Here is an 18200-nt window from a genome sequence, read left to right as displayed (position 1 = left end):
CGGTAGCGCCGGCCGCTGGCCGGCATGGGGTCGGATCCGTTTTCCAGGAGAAGGCGGCTCCGACCCCTTGTTTGAACGCGTCTTGAAACGGAAACGCTCCGTTGTGGAGACGTAACATGGCGTTGCCGCTGGCGGGTGTACGCTGCATTCATGATGGCCACGACAGTCGGGCAGCAACAACTGGTGGCGGCACGTGCCGCTTTCGCCGAGGGCGATGCGCGCTCATTGGGCGTGTTGCCGCTACCGCTGCAGCAGTCATGGCTGCGTTCGCGCGCGGCGGGCCTGCAACCGGGGCAGGAGCCGGACTATCGACCGCTGCTGGGGCGCGGAAAGCGTCTCCCGCATCCCGATGACCGGCGCCTGGCACGTTGCGTGCAGCCGGAGCTGGAACAGCTCTGGGCGGCCTTCGGTGGGCGTGGCTGGACGATGTTCTGCGCCAACCGCGACGGCATGGTGATCGCGCAGCAGGCCCACGGCCTGGAAGATGCGCCCCTGCTGCGGCCGATCCAGGTCGGGCGACAGCTGGGCGAGACCGAGATCGGCACCACCGCGCCGGCGGTCAGCCTGGCTGACGACGTGCCGGCACTGGTGCGCGGCAACGAACACTACCTGCAGCGGTTCGCGCCGGTGTTCTGCCTGAGCGAGCCACTGCACGATCTCGACGGCCGGGTCTGCGGGGTGATCGACATCACCGGTCTTGGCGAGCGAGATCCGGCCCTGCTGCAGGGCTATTTCCGGCAGGCTGCGCTGGCCAGCGAAAATCGCTTGTTCCACAGTCTCACCGACGTGCACCTGCTGGCTGTGCAACATGATCCGCGCTGGCTGGCGTCACCGCTGCAGGGACTGCTGGCGGTGCAGGAGGATGGCCAGCTGCGTGCAGCCAACCGCGTTGCACGGCGCCTGCTGGGCCTGCCACGGCGGGGGCCGTTGCCGCTGCTGGATCTGGAGGCGCTGTTTGCTGGCGCCAGTGCGGCGCAACGGCGTCGCCTGCTGCAACCGGGCGCAGCGCATCGGGTCCGGTTGGGCGAGGGCAGCGCGGTCTACCTGCAGCGTCTGCAGGGGCCGCGGGGCGGGGCGCATCGGTCTGCTCAGCGGAGCACCCCGGCAGATCCGGTCGCGCCGCTGCTGCGTGACCAGCAGCGTGAGGCCGCGCGCCGCGCGGCCCAGGCCGCTGACGGCAACCTCAGCCTGGCCGCGCGCCAGTTGGGGATCTCGCGCACCACGCTGTACAAGCTGCTGCGCGATTGACCGCGTAGTCCGCCGGGCATGGCCCGGCGGGGCATCAGTCGCGGAAATTGTTGAACTGCAGCGGCAGCTCGAACTTGCCGGCCTTGAGTACGGCAATGGCGTCCTGCAGGTCATCGCGCTTCTTGCCCTGCACGCGCAGCTTGTCGCCGTTGATCTGGCTTTCCACCTTCAGCTTGGCGTCCTTCAGTGCCGCCGCGATCTTCTTGGCGATCTTCTGCTCGATGCCCTGCTTGACGGTGATCTTCTGCCGGGCCTGGGCCAGGTTGGTCTCGATGTCGCCGAACTCCAGGCTGAGCACGTCGATGCCGCGCGCGGCCAGGCGTGCACGCAGGATGTCGTTCATCTGCTTGAGCTGGAACTCGGTCGGCGCAGTCTGGTTGATGACATCGCCATCGCGCTCGAACTTGGCGTCCACGCCCTTGAAGTCGAAACGGGTGGCCAGTTCGCGGTTGGCCTGGTCGATGGCGTTGGTCAGCTCGTGGGTGTCGACTTCGGACACGACGTCGAAGGAAGGCATGGGCGAGGCTCCGCAGAATTCAGTGGTGGCCATTCTATCGCGCCGGCCCGCATGCCCGCTTTGCGTGGAGTCGAGCCATGCTCGACTGTCGCCCTTCTGTAGAGCCGAGCCATGCTCGGCTGCTTTGTTAAGAGCAGTCGAGCATGGCTCGACTCTACAAGACGGCCAGTCGAGCATGGCTCGACTCTACAATCCGGTGCGGTCGGCGATAATGGGCCATGAACCTGCAACGCTCCCCTTCGCGTGCGGTGGCCTGGATGGTCGCTGCGGTCGCCTGCTTCTCGCTGATGGACGCCGGCATGAAGCAGCTGTCGGCCAGCTATCCCACGCTGGAAGTGACCTTCCTGCGTGGTGCGGCCTCATTGCCGTTCGTGCTGGTCTGGGTGCTGGTCAGTGCCGGGCCGCGTTCGCTGGTGCCGCGCCGCTGGGGCCTGCACCTGCTGCGTGGCGGGCTGGGCATGGCGATGATCGGCTGCTTCGTGTTCGCCCTGCGCGACCTGCCGCTGTCCACTGCCTACACCATCTATTTCGTTGCCCCGCTGCTGATCGCCGCGCTCTCGGTGCCGTTGCTGGGCGAGCGCGTCGGGCCGCGGCGCTGGGTCGCCATCGGCATCGGCCTGGTGGGCGTGCTGGTGGTGCTGCGGCCGGGTGTGGACGGCTTCATTTCGGTGCCCGGCCTGATGGTGCTGGCGGCGGCAACGGCCTATGCCGTGGCTGCGATCACGGTCAGCCTGCTGACCCGCACCGATACCTCGCAGTCGATGGTGGTCTGGTTCCTGGTCATCATGGCCATCGGCGCCGGCCTGCTGGCCATTCCCGGCTGGGTACCTCTGCAATTGGCGCATGCGCCGCTTATCGCCGGCATGGGTCTGGCCGGGGCGCTGGGCCAGATCGCCCTGACCAAGGCCTTTCAGCTGGGCGAGGCCTCGATGATCGCACCGCTGGAGTACAGCGGCCTGGTCTGGGTGATCGGCTGGGATCTGGCGTTCTGGGGCCAGCTGCCCGACAGCTATACCTGGGTGGGGGCGGCGATCATCGTCGCCTCGGGCCTGTACCTGCTGCACCGTGAGCGGGTGAACCGGCAGGAACCGCCGAAGCCGCTGGACCATCCCTGAGCCGGGGGAGTGCGGGCTGCTGGCCGGCAACCCCCTTGCGCCGGAGGGACCGCTGCAGGTGCAGGCCAGCGGTCAGCACTACCGGGGAAAGCGGCTTAGAACCAAAAGGAATAACATTCTGGCCCATGGCGCGGGCGCGCGACCGCCTGCGCTGGTAGGCTGCACGCCCCCTTCCGTCACCCAGCCGGTGAGCCACGCCCGTGATCGAGTTCCAGCGCCTGCACAAATCCTATGCCGTTGCCGGCCGCGCAGTCAGCGCGCTGCAACCGCTGGACCTGACCATCGAGGCCGGTGAGGTATTCGGCATCATCGGCCATTCCGGTGCCGGCAAGTCGACCCTGATCCGCATGATCAACCGCCTGGAAGAACCCAGCGGTGGTCGCCTGCTGATCGGTGGCGAGGATGTCACCGCACTGGACGCGGACGGCCTGCGCACATTGCGCCGGCGCATCGGCATGATCTTCCAGCACTTCAACCTGCTGTCGTCGCGCACGGTGGCCGGCAACGTCGCCTTCCCGCTGGAGCTGGCCGGCATGCCGAAGGCGGAGATCGACGCGCGCGTGGCCGAGCTGCTGCAGACTGTGGGCCTGGAGGCGCATGCCAAGAAGTACCCGGCACAGCTGTCTGGTGGCCAGAAACAGCGCGTCGGCATCGCCCGCGCGTTGTCCACGCGCCCGCAGATCCTGCTGTGCGACGAGGCCACCAGTGCGCTCGACCCGCAGACCACCGCCTCGGTGCTGTCGCTGCTGTCGAAGATCAATCGCGAGCTCGGCCTGACGATTGTGCTGATCACCCACGAGATGGACGTGATCCGCCGCGTCTGCGACCGCGTCGCCGTCCTGGATGCTGGCCAGATGGTCGAGACCGGACCGGTCACCCGCGTGTTCCTGCACCCGCAGCACCCGACCACGCGCCGTTTCGTCAGTGAATCGGAGCAGGTGGACGAAGGTGCGCTGCACCGCGATTTCGATGCCGTCGGTGGCCGCATCGTGCGGCTGACCTTCCTTGGCGGAGACACCTACGAACCCCTGCTCGGCAGCGTCGCGCGGCAGACCGGAGTCGACTACAACATCCTGTCCGGCCGTATCGACCGGATCAAGGACACCCCGTATGGCCAGCTGGTGGTCGCCCTGGTGGGCGGTGACCAGTCCGCTGCGCAGGCCGCGTTCGTGGCCGCCGGCGTGCATGTTGAGGAACTGCGTCGATGATCATCGCTACTGCCGGCGGCTTCTTCCGCCACCTGGATGCGGGCAAGTGGGCCGACATCGGCCAGGCCACCATCGACACTCTGCTGATGCTGCTCGGTTCGCTGCCGCTGACGCTGGCCATCGGCCTGCCCCTGGGCGTGCTGCTGTACCTGTTCGGCGCACCGCAGATGAAGCGCCGGCCGTTCGCCTATGGCGTCCTGGCACTGGTGGTGAACCTGCTGCGCTCGGTGCCTTTCATCATCCTGATGATCGTGCTGATCCCGGTCACGCTGTTCCTGATGGGGACGTCGCTGGGTGTGCGCGGCGCGATCGTGCCGCTGGTGATCGGTGCCGCGCCGTTCTACGCGCGCCTGGTCGAGACCGCGCTGCGCGAAGTGGACCGTGGCGTGATCGAAGCGACCCAGTCGATGGGTGCCACCACCTGGCAGCTGGTCACCCGCGTGCTGCTGCCGGAGGCGCGTCCGGGCCTGATCGCTGGCGCAACGGTCACCACCGTGGCGCTGATCGGCTTCACCGCGATGGGCGGTGCGATTGGTTCCGGTGGCCTCGGCGACCTGGCCTTCCGCGATGGCTACCAGCGCTCGCACACCGACGTGGCCCTGGTCACCGTGGTCCTGCTGTTGATCCTGGTGCAGCTGCTGCAGATGCTCGGCGACCGCCTGGTCGCGCATTACAGCCGCAGATGACGGAATGCCGGGCAGCGCCCGGCATCGTGCGGGTAGTGCCGGCCGCTGGCCGGCAGTTCCACGTGCGATCAACGCACGTTCGGTACTTCGTAGCCCAGCTTGCCGACCTGCTCAGGGTGCTGCGGCACGCGCTTGAGCTTGTCGGTGTTCACCCCGTACTCGTCACGCAGGCGCTCGGCCAGCTCCTTGTACAGGGCTTTGTCCATGTCCGGCGTACGCGAGAAGATCCAGGCCATTTCACGGCCCGGGTAGCCGATCAGCGCCCACGAGTAGTCCGGCGCCACTTCCAGCACTCTCGAGTGCGTAGGCACGACGCGGTAGAACCAGGTGCGCCAGCCGTGGTTGCCGCTGTCCGGATCGACGCTGGCGCGCGCGCGGACTTCCTGCAGCGGTTCGCCGAAGCCATCGCGATAGCGGTAGGTGATGCCGACCTTGTGCTCGTCGCGGAGTTCGTACTCGTTGACGCTGGCTACATGGCCACGTTCGATGAAATTCGGCACGCGGCCGATCACATACCAGGTACCCATGAAACGCTTCAGGTCGATCGGCGCGTCCGGGTCGGCCGCGCGCAGGGCGCTGGCACGGGGCGATGGCGGCTCACTGGCGGCCACGGCGGGGGCCGCCAGGGACAGGGCCAACAGCACGGCGCAGAGCGGGCGGATCGAAGTCATGCGGGAGCGGGCTCAGGAGGGCTTTGCCTGAGCATGGTCGACTGAGCGTGCGCGATCCGTCAATGGTGTCGCAACCTGTGAGAAGGGCCTTGTCCAAGCTGCGTTGCATTGTCCACCGGAGAAGCCCCATGAACATACGTTCCGTCCGTCGCCCTGCAGCTGAACGCGTCAGCGTCGAACGTGCCCACCCGCACCTGCTGCGCACCGTGCAGCAGCTGGCCCTGGCCGGTGTGGCGCTGGTCCTGGTCTGGCCAGCCGCGCGCGGCAGCAACGCCTGGCTCGGTTGGTTGCCGATGTGGCTGGTGGGCATGCCGCTGGTGGCCTGGTGGGCGCTGCTGCGCTTCCCGTTGCCGCGCCTGTCGTGGCTGCGACTGGCGCGTCGTACCGGTGGACAGGCCCGCCGCCGCAGCGGTGGGGCGGTGCGTGGCCGTCGCGGCTCGCCCACCACGGCCTGACCTTCGACACGGGGGCGGCCGCAGCGATCCATGCTAGCGTTCCACGGCTTATGACTGCCTGGAGCTGCAATGTCACGACTCGCTTCCGCCTGCCTGCTGGCTGGCATGATGACCGCTGCCTCGGTGGGGACCGCCGTGGCCGCTGAAGACACCGACCGTTATGCCTGGCTCGAAGACGTCACCGGCGACAAGCCGCTGACCTGGGTCAAGGAACAGAACGCCAAGTCCGAGGCGCGCCTGGCGCAGAGCCCGGCCTTCAAGCAGATGGAGGCCAGCATCCGCGAGGTGCTCGACTCCGATGCCAAGATTCCCGCCGTGCAGAAGATCGGCGACTACTACTACAACTTCTGGAAGGACCAGCAGCACGAGCGCGGCCTGTGGCGGCGCACCACGCTGGCCGAATACCGCAAGGCCTCGCCGCAGTGGGAGACCGTGCTCGATCTGGATGCGTTGAACAAGGCCGAAGGTGAGAACTGGGTCTGGCATGGTGCCGACTGCCTGCGCCCGGACTACAGCCGCTGCCTGATCGCGCTGTCGCGTGGCGGTGCGGATGCCGACGTCACCCGCGAGTTCGACCTGGCCAACAAGACCTGGATCAAGGATGGCTTCTTCCGTCCCGAGTCCAAGGGCGGCCTGAACTGGGTCGACCGCGATACCGTGTTTGTCTACACCGACTTCGGTGCCGGCTCGATGACCACGTCGGGTTACCCGCGCGTGGCCAAGCTGTGGAAGCGTGGCACGCCGATGACCTCGGCCACCCTGGTGTACGAAGGCAAGCCGGAAGACATGTACATCGCGGCGATGCACGATGACACCCCGCGTTTCGAGCGCAACCTGGTCAGCCGCACCCTGGCCTTCTACAACAACGAGATCTACCTGCGTGGCGACGATGGCACGCTGACCAAGATCGATGCGCCGAACTCGGCCGAGAAGGGCCTGCACAAGCAGTGGCTGACCCTGGAACTGCGCGACCCGTGGACCGTGGGCGGCAAGACCTATGCCTCCGGTTCGCTGCTGGCCACCAAGCTGGATGATTTCCTGGCCGGCAAGCGCGACTTCGAGGTGCTGTTCACCCCGACCGCGACCACCTCGCTGGCCAGCGCCACCTGGACCAAGAGCCATCTGGTGCTGAACGTGCTGGACGACGTCAAGAACCGGCTGTCGGTGCTGACCCCGGGTGCCGATGGCTGGCAGACCAGCCGCTTCGTCGGCGCGCCTGCCTTCGGCACGCTGGGCGTGGCCGCAGTGGACAGCAACGACAGCGACGCGGTGTGGCTGACCGCCACCGACTACCTGACCCCGACCACGCTGGCACTGGCCGAAATCGGCCAAGCGCCGGAAACGCTGAAGACCATGCCGGCCTTCTTCGATGCCAAGGGCAAGGTGATCGAGCAGCACTTCGCCACCAGCAAGGACGGTACCCGCGTGCCGTACTTCGTGGTGCACGACAAGGCGATGAAGCTGGACGGCTCCAATCCGACCCTGCTGTACGGCTACGGTGGTTTCGAGATCTCGCTGACGCCGAACTATTCCGGTGGCATGGGCCGCGCCTGGCTGGAGAAGGGCGGTGTGTACGTCGTTGCCAACATCCGTGGTGGCGGCGAGTACGGCCCGCGCTGGCACCAGGCGGCGCTGAAGCAGAACCGTCACAAGGCCTATGAAGACATGGCCGCAGTGGCACGCGATCTGGTCAAGCGCAAGATCACCACCGCCAAGCACCTGGGCGTGCAGGGCGGCAGCAACGGTGGCCTGCTGACCGGCAACATGCTGACCCAGTACCCGGAACTGTTCGGCGCAGTGGTCGTGCAGGTGCCGCTGCTGGACATGAAGCGCTACAGCCACCTGCTGGCCGGTGCTTCGTGGATGGCCGAGTACGGCAACCCGGACACCAGTGACTGGGACTTCATCAAGACCTTCTCGCCGTACCACCTGTTCGACGCGAAGAAGAACTACCCGCCGGTGCTGTTCACCACCTCCACCCGCGATGACCGCGTGCATCCGGGCCATGCCCGCAAGATGGCGGCGAAGATGATCGACGCCGGCAAGGACGTGACCTACTACGAGAACATCGAAGGTGGCCACGGCGGCGCAGCCAACAACGCGCAGGCCGCGCACATGTCGGCGCTGGCCTACAGCTTCCTGTGGGAGCGGTTGGGCGGCAAGTAAGCAGAACGGAAAACGCCGCCTCAGGGCGGCGTTTTTCTTTGGGTTCCACCTATCCACGCATGGCGTGGATCTACCCATGAACGCCACGCATGGCGTGGATCTACCCATGAACGCCATGCGTGGATGCCGTTCGCGCGGACTATCAGCCGTTCCAGCGCTTCAATCCCCGCGCGATCCGCGCCACCGCCTCCTGCAGCCGCGGCACTTCTTGCGTGTACGCCAGCCGCACATGCTGGTTGGCGCGATGGAAGCCGAAATCCAGCCCGGGGGTGAATGCCACGTGCTCGGTTTCCAGGAAGTGCGCGCAGAATGCCTGCGCGTCGTCGGTGAATGCGCTGACATCGGCGTACAGGTAGAACGCACCCTGCGGCTCGATTTCGATGCGGAAACCCAGCTCGCGCAGCGCGGGCAACAGGAAGTCGCGGCGCTGGCGGAACGCTTCGCGGCGTTGCTCGAAGATCGCCATGGACGCCTCGCTGAAACACGCCAGGGCCGCGTGCTGGGCGATGCTTGACGCGCTGATGTACAGGTTCTGCGCCAGCTTCTCCAGATCAGGCACGGCCGCCGGCGGTGCCACCAGCCAGCCGAGCCGCCAGCCGGTCATGCCGAAGTACTTGGAGAAGCTGTTCAGCACGAAGGCGCTGTCATCCACCTGCAGGACGCTGGGCGCATCCAGGCCATAGGTCAGGCCGTGGTAGATCTCGTCCACCACCAGGTGCCGCCGCGGGCGTGCAGCGTCTTGGACAGCGCCGCCAGTTCGTCGGCCGACAGCACGGTGCCGGTCGGATTGGCCGGTGATGCCACCAGCGCGCCGACGCTGTCGGCGTTCCAGTGCTGCTGCACCAGCGAGGGGGTGAGCTGATAGGCCGTGTCAGGCCCCACCGGCACCAGCTGCGCGCCGCCTTCCACCAGGCGCAGGAAGTGGCGGTTGCAGGGATAGCCGGGGTCGGCCAGCAGCCAGTGGCGGCCCGGGTCGACCAGCAGGCTGCTGGCCAGCAGCAGCGCACCGGAGCCACCGGGGGTGACCAGGATGCGTTCGGGGTCGATGTCCAGCCCATAGTGGCTGCGATAGAAGCCGCTGATCGCCTGGCGCAGGGCTGGCAGGCCACGTGCGGCGGTGTAGCGGGTATGGCCGGCGGCCAATGCGGCCTGGCCGGCACGCACGACCGGTTCTGCCGTGGTGAAGTCCGGCTCACCGATTTCCAGGTGGATCACATCATGGCCGGCCTGTTCCAGCGCCTGCGCGCGGGCCAGCAGGGACATCACGTGGAACGGAGCGATTTCATGGCTGCGCCGGCTGTAGCCCGGCGTGTGGGGCAGGGTACTCATGTGTCCATGGTACGCCGGGCAGCAAGGGTGCGCCGCAGCGGTGGTAGAGTCGAGCTTGCTCGACTGCAGTTGCGGTCAGTCGAGCAAGCTCGACTCTACCTACGCCACGGACGCCATTGCGTAACCGCACCAGGACCCTTATCTCATGAAATCCACCCTCTGCCTGTTGCTTGCCAGCCTGATGACCAGCACCGTTACCGCCGCCATCCCGCCCGTTCCGCCGGATGCCGCCAAGCACCCGCACGTGGTCAAGGCGCCGTTCGGCGCCACCCGCAACGACGACTATTACTGGCTGCGCGACGACAAGCGCGAGAACAAGGACATGCTGGCCTACCTGCAGGCCGAGAATGCCTATGCCGACCAGCTGCTGGCGCCGCTCAAGCCGCTGGAAGACACCCTGTACAAGGAGATCGTCGGCCGCATCAAGCAGGACGATTCCAGCGTGCCGGCGCGCGAGCGCGGCTACTGGTACTACAGCCGCTTCGAGACCGGCCAGGACTACCCGATCCACGCCCGCCGCAAGGGCAGCATGGACGCGGCCGAAGAGATCCTGCTGGACGTCAACACGATGGCTGCCGGCAAGGGCTACTTCAGCGTCGGCTCGATGGAAGTGAGCCAGGACAACCAGCTGCTGGCCTGGGCCGATGATGATGTGGGCCGCCGCCAGTACACGATCCGCTTCAAGGACCTGCGCACCGGCCAGGTGCTGCCCGACGTGATCACCGGCAGCTCCGGCGACCTGGTCTGGGCTGACGACAACCGCACGGTGCTGTACGTCGAGAACGATCCGGAAACGCTGCTGACCGTGCGCGTGAAGAAGCACGTGCTGGGCACCCCGGCCAGCGCCGACACCGTCGTCTACGAAGAGAAGGACGACAGCTTCTACATGGGCATCGGCCGCACCCGCGACGATCGCTTCATCACCATCGGCGTGCACAGCACCGTGTCCTCCGAAGAGCGCTACGCGCCGGCCAGCGACCCGACCACGTTCACCGTGCTCGCCCCGCGCCAGCGCGACGTGGAGTACGACGCCGACCACTACGATGGCCGCTGGGTGATCCGCACCAACGATGGTGCGAAGAACTTCAAGCTGGTCACCGCACCGACCGATGCCACCTCGCGTGCGCAGTGGAAGGACTGGATCGCGCACGACGATGCGGTGTTCATCGAAGGCTTCGAGCTGTTCGATGCGTACACCGCCATCGCCGAACGTTCCGAAGGCCTGGAGCGCATCCGCCTGCTGTTCAAGGATGGCCGCAGCGACTACGTGAAGGCTGATGAGCCGGCCTATTCGATGGGCCTGGGCGACAACACCGAGGCCGGTACGCCGTGGCTGCGCTACGTCTACACCTCGATGACGACCCCGACCACCGTGTTCGAACTGAACACCGCCACCGGTGAGCGCCGCCAGCTGAAGGTGCAGCCGGTGATCGGCTATGACGCCTCGAAGTACGAAACCGACCGCGTCTGGATCACCGCGCGCGATGGCGTGAAGGTGCCGGTGTCGCTGGTCTACCGCAAGGGCTACCAGAAGGACGGCAAGGGCGCGCTGTTCCAGTACGCGTATGGCAGCTACGGCATGTCGATGGATCCGTACTTCAACCAGACCGCGGTGAGCCTGCTCGACCGAGGCGTGGTGTATGCCATCGCCCACATCCGTGGTGGCCAGGAGATGGGCCGCGACTGGTACGAGAACGGCAAACTGCTGCACAAGCAGAACACTTTCAACGACTTCATCGACGTCACCCGTGGCCTGGTGGCGCAGGGCTGGGCGGCGAAGGATCGCGTGGCCGCCTCCGGCGGCAGCGCCGGTGGCCTGCTGATGGGCGCGGTGGCCAACCAGGCGCCGCAGGACTACCGCGTGATGGTGGCGCAGGTGCCGTTCGTCGATGTGGTCACCACCATGCTCGACCCGACCATCCCGTTGACCACCAACGAGTACGACGAGTGGGGCAATCCGGAGCAGAAGCCGTACTACGACTACATGCTGTCCTACTCGCCCTACGACAACGTCAGCAGGCAGGCCTACCCGGCGCTGTTCGTGGGCACCGGCCTGTGGGATTCGCAGGTGCAGTACTGGGAGCCGGCCAAGTGGGTGGCCAAGCTGCGTGACGACAACACCGGCCACTACCCGATCCTGTTCCGCACCAACATGGAAGCCGGCCACGGCGGCAAGTCCGGGCGCTTCCAGCGCTACCGCGAGCTGTCCGAGTCGTACGCGTTCGTGCTGCAGCAGCTGGGCATCGCCCAGCCGTAATGGCACAGGGGGGCCGGGCGTAGCCTGGCACCCCGAACCGGTATCCTTGCGGCCATGAGCCTGCCCGAACCATCTGCACCGCGCGATAGCGCCACGCCACCGCGCGTGGTGCGTTTCCGCTGGGCATGGTGGCTGCTGGCGTATGCCAGCCTCGGCACCGGCATCGTCGGCATCTTCGTGCCGGGTCTGCCGACCACCGTATTCATCCTGATTTCGGCCTGGGCCGCCTCGCGCGGTTCCGAGCGCCTGCATACCTGGCTGCTGCAGCACCCGCGCTTCGGCCCGGCCATCGCCAACTGGCAGGCGCACGGTGCTGTCAGCCGCTACGGCAAGTGGATGGCCACGATCACCATGGCGGCATGCGCTGGCATCATGCTGTGGTGCGTGCCGATTGCCTGGGTGAAGTGGTTCTCGATCGGCAGCATGACCGTGGTGGCGATCTGGCTGTGGACCCGTCCGTTGCCACCGCCGGAAGGCTGAACATGGCCCGCCCTGGGCGGCCCGTGGGGGCGGTCAGGGGGTAGCGCCGACTGTTACTCGACTGCTCTTCCAACGGCCGCGAAACCCCGCGCTGCGCGCGGTAGTCGACTCTACCAACCGCTCAGCCGCCAATGGCTATACTCGGGGCATGAACATCCCCCATCGAAACACCCTCCTGATTCCGCTGGCAGCGGCCTCGCTGCTGCTCCTCGCCGCCTGCGGCAACAAGGGCCCGCTGGTACTGCCGCAGAAGCCGGTGCCGGTGGAAGAAACCGTCGAGCCGGTTGCCGAGCCCGCTACCGAAGCGACCCCGGCGCAGACCGAAGGCAGCGGCACCCCGGCCACGACCGTGGACCCGGCTGCACCGACCACGCAACCGGCGCCTGCGCCTGCGAAGAAGGCGGGCAGCGGGAATGAGTAAGGCCGGTTCCAGGGCCCTGCGCTTCAGCAAGATGCATGGCGCGGGCAATGATTTCGTAGTGATCGACCTGCGTGACGGCACCGCGCCGCCCACGCCTGAACTGGCCGCGCAGCTGGCCGACCGCCACACCGGCGTCGGCTGCGATCAGATCCTGACCATCGAAGCGCCGCGCGCGGAAGGCTCGGTGGCGTCGTACCGCATCTGGAATGCCGATGGTTCCAACTCCGAGCAGTGCGGCAACGGCGCGCGCTGCATCGCCGCCTGGCTGGTGCGCGAAGGCAGTGCGCAGGGCGACCGTTTCGTCATCGACAGTCCGTTGGCAAGCCATGACGTGGAAGTGCTGGGCGATGGCCAGTTCGCGGTGACCATGGGCGTGCCCGCGTTCGAGCCGGCCAACGTGCCGCTGGTGGGTTTTGCCCACGCGCGCGAGGAATACCTTCTGCCACTGCAGGGCGAGAGTGTTCGCTTCGCCGCGGTGTCGATGGGCAACCCGCATGCGGTGATCGAAGTGGGCCTGATCGATGCTGCACCGGTCGAGCGCGTGGGTTCGCTGCTGCAGCAGCACGCGTCGTTCCCGCGCTCGGTGAACGTGGGCTTCGCCCAGGTGATGGGCCCGGCGCATGCGCGCCTGCGCGTGTTCGAGCGCGGTGTCGGTGAAACCCTGGCCTGCGGCAGCGGTGCCTGTGCCGCTGCGGTGACCCTGATGCAGCGCGGCCGCCTGCAGCGCGATGCGCGCATCAGCCTGCCCGGGGGGGGACCTGCGCATCCAGTGGCCGGGCGATGGCCAGCCGGTGGTGATGGCCGGCCCGACCGCATTCGTCTTCGAAGGGGAGTGGATGGCATGACCGAAACCGTCGACAAGCTCGGGGCCCATGAAGTCGCTGCCTGGTTGCGGCGCCATCCGGGCTTCCTCAAGCAGTTCCCGGACCTGGCCCTGACCCTGGTGGTGCCGCGTGATGACGGCCCGACCGCGTCGCTGGCCAGCTACCAGCTGGAAGTGCTGCGCGAGAAGAACCGCGAGCTGGCACGACGGTTGGCCGATCTGGGCGCCACCGCCCAGGTCAATGAACGCCTGGCGGTGCGCACGCACCAGCTGACCCTGGCGCTGATGAAGCAGGACAATGCCGCCGACACCCTGCGCGCGATGGCCGCATCGCTGCAGGAAGATTTCGCCGGCGACCTGGTACGGTTGGTGGTGCACACGCCGGTGGCCGGGTTGGAACAGGCCGACTGGCTGCAGGTGATCGCCGCCGATGACCCTCAGCTGGGCCCGTTCCGCGACTGCCTGAAGGACGGCGAGCCGATCTGCGGCCGCCTGCAGCCGGAAAAGAATGCCGTGCTGTATGGCGTGCGCAGCGAGGAAGTGCAGACCACCGCACTGCTGCCGTTGCCGGGCGTGGGCCTGATTGCGGTCGGCAGCCACGATCCGAACCGCTTCTATCCGGGCATGGGGACGTTGTTCCTGCGCATGATGGGCGAGGCGTTGGTCGCCGGCCTGAAGCGCTTCCCGGGCTGAGCAGGACACGACGATGAGCGCGGTACAGGCGTTCCTGCAGCACCTGCAGGTAGAGCGGCGGATGTCGGCGCATACGCTCGATGCCTACCGCCGCGACCTGGACGCGCTGTCGGTCTGGGCGGAGCCACGTGGTGTAGCGGTGGAGGCGCTTGATGCTGATGCGGTGCGCCAGTTCGTCGCCGATGAGCATCGCCGCGGCCTGTCGGCCAAGAGCCTGCAGCGCCGCTTGTCCGCCTGCCGCAGCTTCTATGCCTGGCTGCTCAAGCACGGGCGCATCGAGGTCAGTCCGGCGGCGACGCTGAAGGCGCCGCGTGCGCCGCGCCGGTTGCCGCAGGTGCTTGACGCCGACGAAGCCGTGCAGCTGGTCGAGCTGGAGCCGGAAGGCGAGCTTGGCCGCCGTGACCGCGCGCTGCTGGAACTGTTCTATTCCTCCGGCCTGCGCCTGAGCGAAGTCTGCGCACTGACCTGGCGTGACCTGGATTTCGCCAGCGGCTTGGTCAACGTACTGGGCAAGGGCAATCGCCAGCGCCGCGTGCCGTTCGGCAGGCCAGCGCGCGAAGCACTGCAGGCGTGGCGCGCGGAAAGTGGTGGTGGACCGGCCTCGCCGGTATTTCCCGGCCGCAACGGGCCGATCAGCCAACGCGCGGTGCAGATCCGCATCCGCCAGCTGGCGCAGCGCCAGGGCCTGTTCAAGCACGTGCACCCGCACATGCTGCGGCACAGTTTCGCCAGCCATATCCTGGAATCGTCCGGTGATCTGCGTGGCGTGCAGGAGCTGCTGGGCCATGCCGACATCGCTACCACGCAGATCTATACCCACCTGGATTTCCAGCACCTGGCCAAGGTCTACGACGCCGCGCATCCGCGCGCGAAGCGTCGAAGCGGCAACAAGGGCAGCGGAGAAAGCTGAACGTTGCCCCTGCGGCAGCCGGTCGCGGGTGTCTTGAAGGGCGCAGGGCAGTCCCCACCTCTGGTTCTGTCACCCCGGAGGCATCATGGACCCCAGTCAGAACCCCAACGTTTTCCACGCCACCACCATCGTCTGCGTCCGTCGCGGCGAGCACGTGGCCATTGCCGGCGACGGCCAGGTCACGCTGGGCCACACCGTGATGAAGGGCAATGCGCGCAAGGTGCGCCGCCTTGGCCGTGATGGCCAGGTGCTGGCCGGCTTCGCCGGTGCCGCCGCCGATGCGTTCACCCTGTTCGAGCTGTTCGAGGCCAAGCTGGAAAAGCACGGCCAGCTGCAACGTGCGGCGGTCGAGCTGGCCAAGGACTGGCGCACCGAGCGTCGCCTCGGCAAGCTTGAGGCCCTGTTGGCGGTGGCCGACAAGGAAACCTCGCTGATCATCAGCGGCACCGGTGATGTGATCGAACCGGAGGACGGCATCATCGCCATCGGCTCCGGTGGTTCCTATGCACTGTCGGCCGCACGCGCGCTGATGGCGCACACCGAACTGGATGCGCGCACCATTGCCAGCGAAGCGATCGGCATCGCCGGCGACATCTGCATCTACACCAACCGCAACGTGGTGGTCGAGGAGCTGTGATCGCTCTTCTGTAGTGCCGAGCCATGCTCGGCAGGGCTGCCCGTCAGCCGAGCATGGCTCGGCTCTACATGCATCTGAATTCGTGAGCACATCCATGTCGAAGATCGAAGTTTCCTCCGCCACCATGACCCCGCGCGAGATCGTGCAGGAACTGGACCGGCATATCGTGGGCCAGCACGACGCCAAGCGCGCCGTGGCCATCGCCCTGCGCAACCGCTGGCGCCGCATGCAGCTGGTGCCTGAGCTGCGCAATGAAGTGATGCCGAAGAACATCCTGATGATCGGCCCGACCGGCGTCGGCAAGACCGAGATCGCGCGCCGCCTGGCCACGTTGGCCAACGCACCGTTCGTGAAGGTTGAAGCCACCCGCTTCACCGAAGTCGGCTACGTCGGCAAGGACGTCGAGCAGATCATCCGCGACCTGGCAGATACCGCCGTCAAGCTCTATCGCGAACAGGCCAAGGTGCGCGTGCGTACCCAGGCCGAAGAGCGCGCCGAAGACCGCATCCTCGATGCACTGCTGCCGCGCCGTAGTGGCGGCATCGGTTTCGATCCGGAAGTCGCGCGCAACGAGCCGTCGGCGCAGGACAACGAGACCCGCATCAAGTTCCGCAAGATGCTGCGCAACGGGGAGCTGGACGAGCGCGAGATCGAGCTCGACCTGGCCGCCAACGTCAGCATGGACATCATGACCCCGCCGGGCATGGAGGAAATGGGCCAGCAGCTGAAGTCGATGTTCGCCAACCTCGGCGGTGGGGCCAAGGCGCACAAGCGCACGCTGACCATCAAGGCTGCGCGTCCGCTGCTGATCGAGGAAGAAGCCGGCAAGCTGGTCAACGAGGACGACATCCGCACCGCGGCGATCGAGGCCTGCGAGCAGCACGGCATCGTCTTCATCGACGAGATCGACAAGGTCGCCAAGCGTGGCGATAACGTGGGTGGTGGCGATGTCTCCCGCGAAGGCGTGCAGCGCGACCTGCTGCCGCTGGTGGAAGGCTCCAACGTGTCGACCAAGTACGGCACGATCAAGACCGACCACATCCTGTTCATCGCCTCGGGCGCGTTCCATTTGGCCAAGCCCAGCGATCTGATTCCGGAACTGCAGGGCCGCTTCCCGATCCGCGTGGAACTGGGCGCGCTGAGCAAGGGTGATTTCGTACGGATCCTGACCGAGCCGAAGGCCGCGCTGACCAAGCAGTACGAAGCGTTGTTGGCCACCGAGGGCGTCAAGGTCAGCTTTACCGCCGACGCCATTGATCGTCTGGCCGAGATCGCCTTCCAGGTGAACGAGCGCCAGGAGAACATCGGTGCCCGCCGCCTGCACACCGTGCTGGAACGCCTGCTGGATTCGCTCAGCTACGAGGCGCCGGACCGCGATGGTGAAAGCCTGGCCATCGACAGCGCCTACGTTGACAAGCACCTGGGCGAGCTGGTGCAGGACCCGGACCTGAGCCGCTACATCCTGTAATGCCCGTTGGGGTCGGATCCCTCGCCCTGGCGATGACTCTGCCCCGCCCACTGCAACAGAAGAGGCCGCCGAAAGGCGGCCTTTTTTTGTTGGCGGTCAGTGCGGGTGCCGGGTGCGATAGTCCTGCAGCACCTGGTCGATCACTGCACTGGTGCGGGCGGCACTGAGGCCGGTCGAAGGTGAACGGCCGTAGCCACGCAGTTCTTCGACGAGGGAGGCGATCAACGGCTGCTGCACCGATGGCGGGTTCGGGATATCGAACATCTGCACGCCCGCTTCGGTCTCCAGAACGACTGGAACATCCTCGAAGATGGCAAAGCGCAGCTGCCCGCGGTCGCCGGTGATCTCGATCTCATCCTGGCGGCGGAACGCGCAGAAACTCCAGTGCGCGATGCCGTGCGCGCCCATTCCAGTGCGGAAGCACATCGAAACGCTGTCCTCGGCGGCGTAGGCGCCGGTCAACGAGCTGGCCAGGCCACGCACATCGCTCAGCGGGCCCATTAGATGGTCGAGCAGGTCCAGGGTATGCGAGCCCAGATCGACGAACAGCCCGCCGCCGGCGATCGCCGGGTTGGTCCGCCAGAAGTCGGGCGATGCGGCATTCGCCGAATGCGGCCGATGCAGGGACGCGCGCACGCTGCGCGGCGTGCCGATCGCACCGCTGTCCAGCAGCTGCTTCACCTGTGCGAAGCGAGGCAGGGCGCGGCGGTAATAGGCCACGAACACGGGCACGCCACGGCGTGCGCTGGCCTCCAGCACGCGTTCGCATTCCGCGTGATCCATGGCCATGGGCTTCTCGATGTAGACCGGCTTGCCAGCGGCGATCGCCTGCAGCGCGTACTGCATGTGCGTCGAGGGCGGCGTTGCGACGTACACCGCGTTCACTTCCGGATCGGCGATGAGCGCATCGGCGTCCGCGTACCACCGAGGAATGGCATGGCGCCTTGCGTAATCTTCGGCCAACGCCGCATTGCGGCGCATGACCGCTGCCACCCGTGAGCCGGGTGTACTGGCCAGGGCGGGTCCGCTCTTCTTCTCGGTGACACTGCCGCAACCGATGAAGCCCCACACCACGTTGTCCAGGATCATGGGGCTGTCCTCACATGGGTGCCAGGG

The 18200-nt window shown here is 66.9% G+C and carries 16 protein-coding genes and 2 pseudogenes; 14 read left to right on the top strand and 4 right to left on the bottom strand.

What is annotated here, in order from left to right; translation table 11 throughout:
- Positions 1-153: 153 nt before the first annotated feature.
- On the top strand, positions 154-1248 hold the full coding sequence (locus FQS62_RS19240) for a helix-turn-helix domain-containing protein (protein ID WP_226053658.1): 1095 nt from the start codon (positions 154-156) through the stop codon (positions 1246-1248).
- Positions 1249-1282: 34 nt separating this feature from the next.
- On the opposite strand, the gene FQS62_RS19235 is transcribed toward FQS62_RS19240, so the two are convergent.
- Positions 1283-1765 carry a YajQ family cyclic di-GMP-binding protein gene (locus FQS62_RS19235; RefSeq protein ID WP_006471121.1) on the bottom strand — a complete coding sequence of 161 codons (483 nt, stop codon included), beginning with the start codon at positions 1763-1765 and terminating at the stop codon, positions 1283-1285.
- A 218-nt stretch (positions 1766-1983) separates the two neighbouring features.
- Here FQS62_RS19235 and FQS62_RS19230 point away from each other — a divergent pair, with 218 nt between their 5' ends.
- The 3 genes from FQS62_RS19230 (at position 1984) to FQS62_RS19220 (ending at position 4774) form a co-directional block, all read left to right on the top strand.
- The gene (locus FQS62_RS19230) at positions 1984-2880 is read left to right on the top strand and encodes a DMT family transporter (protein WP_049443945.1); all 897 of its coding nucleotides are present in this window, start codon (positions 1984-1986) and stop codon (positions 2878-2880) included.
- 200 nt (positions 2881-3080) lie between these two features.
- Entirely contained in the window at positions 3081-4088 is a 1008-nt protein-coding gene (locus FQS62_RS19225) for a methionine ABC transporter ATP-binding protein (RefSeq protein ID WP_164158810.1), read from the top strand.
- Positions 4085-4774 (top strand): methionine ABC transporter permease, encoded by a 690-nt coding sequence (locus FQS62_RS19220; RefSeq protein WP_088479131.1) that lies wholly within the window; start codon positions 4085-4087, stop codon positions 4772-4774. Before FQS62_RS19225 ends, FQS62_RS19220 begins: the two co-directional genes overlap by 4 nt.
- A 68-nt stretch (positions 4775-4842) precedes the next feature.
- Here the strand turns inward: FQS62_RS19220 and FQS62_RS19215 are convergent, their stop codons facing one another.
- The gene (locus FQS62_RS19215; RefSeq protein ID WP_049443951.1) at positions 4843-5445 is read right to left on the bottom strand and encodes a lipocalin family protein; all 603 of its coding nucleotides are present in this window, start codon (positions 5443-5445) and stop codon (positions 4843-4845) included.
- 128 nt (positions 5446-5573) lie between these two features.
- On the opposite strand from FQS62_RS19215, the gene FQS62_RS19210 reads away from it, so the two are divergent.
- Together FQS62_RS19210 and FQS62_RS19205 are read left to right on the top strand one after the other, a co-directional pair.
- Positions 5574-5900 (top strand): hypothetical protein, encoded by a 327-nt coding sequence (locus FQS62_RS19210; RefSeq protein WP_049443953.1) that lies wholly within the window; start codon positions 5574-5576, stop codon positions 5898-5900.
- 69 nt (positions 5901-5969) lie between these two features.
- On the top strand, positions 5970-8066 hold the full coding sequence (locus FQS62_RS19205; RefSeq protein WP_208044199.1) for a prolyl oligopeptidase family serine peptidase: 2097 nt from the start codon (positions 5970-5972) through the stop codon (positions 8064-8066).
- A 142-nt stretch (positions 8067-8208) separates the two neighbouring features.
- Here FQS62_RS19205 and FQS62_RS19200 read toward each other — a convergent pair.
- Positions 8209-9395 (bottom strand): annotated as a pseudogene (locus FQS62_RS19200) (pyridoxal phosphate-dependent aminotransferase).
- Positions 9396-9540: 145 nt separating this feature from the next.
- Between FQS62_RS19200 and FQS62_RS19195 the strand changes: the two are divergent.
- The 8 genes and pseudogenes from FQS62_RS19195 to hslU all read left to right on the top strand — a co-directional run bounded on the left by FQS62_RS19195 (position 9541) and on the right by hslU (position 17084).
- Entirely contained in the window at positions 9541-11652 is a 2112-nt protein-coding gene (locus FQS62_RS19195; RefSeq protein WP_088479128.1) for a S9 family peptidase, read from the top strand.
- Positions 11653-11706: 54 nt separating this feature from the next.
- The gene (locus tag FQS62_RS19190; protein WP_049443960.1) at positions 11707-12132 is read left to right on the top strand and encodes a YbaN family protein; all 426 of its coding nucleotides are present in this window, start codon (positions 11707-11709) and stop codon (positions 12130-12132) included.
- Between the two features lie 148 nt (positions 12133-12280).
- Positions 12281-12553: an LPS translocon maturation chaperone LptM gene (locus tag FQS62_RS19185; protein ID WP_049443961.1), complete on the top strand. Its 273-nt coding sequence runs from the start codon at positions 12281-12283 to the stop codon at positions 12551-12553.
- A pseudogene (gene dapF / locus FQS62_RS19180) lies at positions 12546-13398 on the top strand (diaminopimelate epimerase). The gene FQS62_RS19185 and the pseudogene dapF overlap by 8 nt, the downstream one beginning before the upstream one ends.
- Positions 13395-14069 (top strand): DUF484 family protein, encoded by a 675-nt coding sequence (locus FQS62_RS19175; RefSeq protein ID WP_049443965.1) that lies wholly within the window; start codon positions 13395-13397, stop codon positions 14067-14069. The pseudogene dapF and the gene FQS62_RS19175 overlap by 4 nt, the downstream one beginning before the upstream one ends.
- Positions 14070-14082: 13 nt before the next feature.
- Positions 14083-14979: a tyrosine recombinase XerC gene (gene xerC, locus FQS62_RS19170; RefSeq protein WP_088479127.1), complete on the top strand. Its 897-nt coding sequence runs from the start codon at positions 14083-14085 to the stop codon at positions 14977-14979.
- 85 nt (positions 14980-15064) lie between these two features.
- The gene (gene hslV / locus FQS62_RS19165) at positions 15065-15616 is read left to right on the top strand and encodes an ATP-dependent protease subunit HslV (RefSeq protein ID WP_005411093.1); all 552 of its coding nucleotides are present in this window, start codon (positions 15065-15067) and stop codon (positions 15614-15616) included.
- A gap of 94 nt (positions 15617-15710) precedes the next feature.
- Complete coding sequence (gene hslU / locus FQS62_RS19160; protein WP_049443969.1) at positions 15711-17084, top strand: ATP-dependent protease ATPase subunit HslU; 1374 nt, start codon at positions 15711-15713, stop codon at positions 17082-17084.
- A 96-nt stretch (positions 17085-17180) separates the two neighbouring features.
- On the opposite strand, the gene FQS62_RS19155 is transcribed toward hslU, so the two are convergent.
- Positions 17181-18173: a Gfo/Idh/MocA family protein gene (locus tag FQS62_RS19155; RefSeq protein ID WP_154349648.1), complete on the bottom strand. Its 993-nt coding sequence runs from the start codon at positions 18171-18173 to the stop codon at positions 17181-17183.
- Positions 18174-18200: the final 27 nt, after the last annotated feature.

This window comes from Stenotrophomonas sp. SBJS02 (assembly GCF_020428325.2).
GTDB classification, from domain to species: domain Bacteria; phylum Pseudomonadota; class Gammaproteobacteria; order Xanthomonadales; family Xanthomonadaceae; genus Stenotrophomonas; species Stenotrophomonas africana.
The sequence above is the reverse complement of the archived record's forward strand: the minus strand, read 5'-3'. Positions and strand labels throughout refer to the sequence as shown.

What these genes read in the sequence shown, in the direction of transcription:
- FQS62_RS19240 (WP_226053658.1), top strand. Translation starts at nt 154, where the DNA reads ATGGCCACGACAGTCGGGCAGCAACAACTGGTGGCGGCACGTGCCGCT.
- FQS62_RS19235 (WP_006471121.1), bottom strand. Translation starts at nt 1,765, where the DNA reads ATGCCTTCCTTCGACGTCGTGTCCGAAGTCGACACCCACGAGCTGACC.
- FQS62_RS19230 (WP_049443945.1), top strand. Translation starts at nt 1,984, where the DNA reads ATGAACCTGCAACGCTCCCCTTCGCGTGCGGTGGCCTGGATGGTCGCT.
- FQS62_RS19220 (WP_088479131.1), top strand. Translation starts at nt 4,085, where the DNA reads ATGATCATCGCTACTGCCGGCGGCTTCTTCCGCCACCTGGATGCGGGC.
- FQS62_RS19215 (WP_049443951.1), bottom strand. Translation starts at nt 5,445, where the DNA reads ATGACTTCGATCCGCCCGCTCTGCGCCGTGCTGTTGGCCCTGTCCCTG.
- FQS62_RS19210 (WP_049443953.1), top strand. Translation starts at nt 5,574, where the DNA reads ATGAACATACGTTCCGTCCGTCGCCCTGCAGCTGAACGCGTCAGCGTC.
- FQS62_RS19205 (WP_208044199.1), top strand. Translation starts at nt 5,970, where the DNA reads ATGTCACGACTCGCTTCCGCCTGCCTGCTGGCTGGCATGATGACCGCT.
- FQS62_RS19195 (WP_088479128.1), top strand. Translation starts at nt 9,541, where the DNA reads ATGAAATCCACCCTCTGCCTGTTGCTTGCCAGCCTGATGACCAGCACC.
- FQS62_RS19190 (WP_049443960.1), top strand. Translation starts at nt 11,707, where the DNA reads ATGAGCCTGCCCGAACCATCTGCACCGCGCGATAGCGCCACGCCACCG.
- FQS62_RS19185 (WP_049443961.1), top strand. Translation starts at nt 12,281, where the DNA reads ATGAACATCCCCCATCGAAACACCCTCCTGATTCCGCTGGCAGCGGCC.
- FQS62_RS19175 (WP_049443965.1), top strand. Translation starts at nt 13,395, where the DNA reads ATGACCGAAACCGTCGACAAGCTCGGGGCCCATGAAGTCGCTGCCTGG.
- xerC (WP_088479127.1), top strand. Translation starts at nt 14,083, where the DNA reads ATGAGCGCGGTACAGGCGTTCCTGCAGCACCTGCAGGTAGAGCGGCGG.
- hslV (WP_005411093.1), top strand. Translation starts at nt 15,065, where the DNA reads ATGGACCCCAGTCAGAACCCCAACGTTTTCCACGCCACCACCATCGTC.
- hslU (WP_049443969.1), top strand. Translation starts at nt 15,711, where the DNA reads ATGTCGAAGATCGAAGTTTCCTCCGCCACCATGACCCCGCGCGAGATC.
- FQS62_RS19155 (WP_154349648.1), bottom strand. Translation starts at nt 18,173, where the DNA reads ATGATCCTGGACAACGTGGTGTGGGGCTTCATCGGTTGCGGCAGTGTC.